At 58.0% G+C, this 2242-nt stretch carries 2 protein-coding genes; one reads left to right on the top strand and one right to left on the bottom strand.

The genetic code is table 11. The annotated features are described in order from the left end of the window. Positions 1-45: 45 nt before the first annotated feature. A complete protein-coding gene (gene dacB, locus ACRESJ_RS23230; protein WP_431759994.1) occupies positions 46-1506 on the bottom strand; it encodes a D-alanyl-D-alanine carboxypeptidase/D-alanyl-D-alanine endopeptidase in 1461 nt (486 codons plus the stop codon). Positions 1507-1739: 233 nt separating this feature from the next. Here dacB and ACRESJ_RS23225 point away from each other — a divergent pair, with 233 nt between their 5' ends. Next, complete coding sequence (locus ACRESJ_RS23225) at positions 1740-2084, top strand: YggL family protein (RefSeq protein ID WP_431759993.1); 345 nt, start codon at positions 1740-1742, stop codon at positions 2082-2084. The last annotated feature ends 158 nt before the right edge of the window (positions 2085-2242 follow it).

Here is a 2242-nt window from a genome sequence, read left to right as displayed (position 1 = left end):
GACCGGCATTAGGGCAAGCCTGGCTCCTACAAAGTCCTGTGGCGTTTACAACACCGAAGCCGTCTGCGGCAGTTTCGGCTGGCGATACAGGTCCAGCAGCACCTGGTCGAGCACAGACGATGCGCCGAATGGGGCCTTGTCGTTGAGGATCGCCACGACTGCCCAGGTGTTGCCATTGATGTCACGACTGAAGCCGGCGATGGCGCGCACGGTGTTCAGGGTGCCGGTCTTGACGTGGGCTTCACCGCGCATGGCGGTGGTCTTCAGGCGTTTGCGCATGGTGCCGTCGGTGCCGGCAATCGGCATCGAGCTGATGTACTCGGCAGCGTAAGGGCTGCGCCAGGCTGCTTGCAGCATCGAGGCCATTTCCCGGGCGCTGACGCGTTCGGAGCGGGACAAGCCAGAGCCATTCTCCATCACCAGGTGCGGCGCGGTGATGCCTTTCTTGGCCAGCCATTGGCGTACTACACGCTGCGCCGCTTTCGCGTCGTCACCGTCGGCATCAGTGCGGAACTTCTGGCCCAGGCTCAGGAACAACTGCTGGGCCATGGTGTTGTTACTGTATTTGTTGATATCGCGGATGATTTCCGCAAGGTCCGGCGAGAAAGCCCGCGCCAGCACCTTGGCATCTTTAGGCGTTGGCGCCAGTACATCCTTGCCCTGGATACTGCCGCCCAGCTCCTTCCAGATTGCGCGGACGGCGCCGGCAGTGTAGGTCGCGTGGTCGAGCAGTGACAGATAAGTCTGCGAGCTGCAGCCTTCACCCAATTGGCCGCCAACGGTCACGGTCACGCTGCCATCGGCCTGGGTCACCGGGTTGTAGCGCACGCCACCGGTGCATTGCTTGGAGTTGAGGGCCTTGACCTGATTGTCGATGCGGATACTGGCGATTGGCGGTTCGACCGAGACCAGTACCTTGCCCGAGTCGTTGCGCGCCACGAAACGCAGGGCCTTGAGGTTGACCAGCAATGCATCGGGCTTGACCAGGAACGGTTTGTTGTCGTCATTGCCGTCGTCGTTGAACACGGGCAGTTGCGGCTGCACGAAGAAGTTTTTGTCCAGCACCAGGTCACCGGTGACTTGAGTCACGCCGTTGGCGCGCAGGTCACGCATCAGCAACCAGAGTTTTTCCATGTTCAGCTTCGGGTCGCCGCCACCCTTGAGGTAGAGGTTACCGTTGAGGATGCCGCCGCTCAGGGTGCCGTCGGTGTAGAACTCGGTTTTCCACTGGTGGTTCGGGCCGAGCATTTCCAGGGCCGCATAGGTAGTGACCAGTTTCATGGTCGACGCCGGGTTAACCGATACATCGGCGTTGAAAATGGTCGGGGTGCCGGGGCCGTTGAGCGGAATCATGACCAGCGACAGGGCGTTGTCTTGCAACTTGCTGGCTTTTAGGGCCTTTTCAACATTGGGTGACAAGGACGTATTGATTGGGTCAGCGAAAACGGGGAGGGCCAGCGGGAGAAGGAGGCCGGCCAGCAACAATGGACGCAACGATTTGATCATCTGAAATAGAACCCTGCAGCCGAGGGGAAAAAGACGAGGACATGAATATGAAAGCCCTCAACGGTCATAAAAGTGTCGGCATTATGCCCCAAGGTGCCGTGGCTTGTGCCGTGCCTTGACCCTTCAATCCGCTATTTTTTTACCGACGGTAGGCGTCGCGGCCCAGAGAGTCGGGCAATCAGCGGCTTAAACTGTTAAAGTGCCGGCCGTATTTACTTAAGAGGATTGTTCCAATGGCGACTAACCGTTCCCAGCGTCTGCGCAAAAAACTGTGCGTTGATGAATTTCAAGAGCTGGGTTTCGAACTGAACCTGGACTTCAAACAAGATTTGTCCGAAGAAGCCATTGATGCTTTCCTTGATGCGTTCCTCAAAGAAGCCATGGAAGCCAATGGCCTGGGCTATGTTGGCGGCGACGACTACGGTCTGGTTTGCCTGCAGAAGCGTGGCTCGGTTTCCGAAGAGCAGCGTGCTGCTGTTGAAGCCTGGCTCAAAGGCCGCAGCGAACTGACCGAAACGACTGTCAGCCCGCTGATCGACGTCTGGTACCCGGAAAAGCCAATCAATCCGGTAGCTTGATGTTGAAAAAACGGCGACCCAAGGGTCGCCGTTTTTTTATGCCCGCTCTTTGTAGGAGCACGGCTTGCCGTAATGCCAGTCAGGTTGTAGGAGCGAGCTTGCTCGCGAAAAACGTAAACGATGACGCGATCATCCTGATTGGTCGCGGCGTCTACAGG

Origin of the sequence: Pseudomonas sp., assembly GCF_050739655.1 — a bacterium.
Taxonomy (GTDB): Bacteria; Pseudomonadota; Gammaproteobacteria; order Pseudomonadales; family Pseudomonadaceae; genus Aquipseudomonas.
This window is presented reverse-complemented; position numbering and strand designations above follow the sequence as displayed.

Bases quoted from the DNA above. Each gene is read 5' to 3' on its own strand.
- ACRESJ_RS23225 (WP_431759993.1), top strand. From the start codon at position 1,740: ATGGCGACTAACCGTTCCCAGCGTCTGCGCAAAAAACTGTGCGTTGAT.
- dacB (WP_431759994.1), bottom strand. From the start codon at position 1,506: ATGATCAAATCGTTGCGTCCATTGTTGCTGGCCGGCCTCCTTCTCCCG.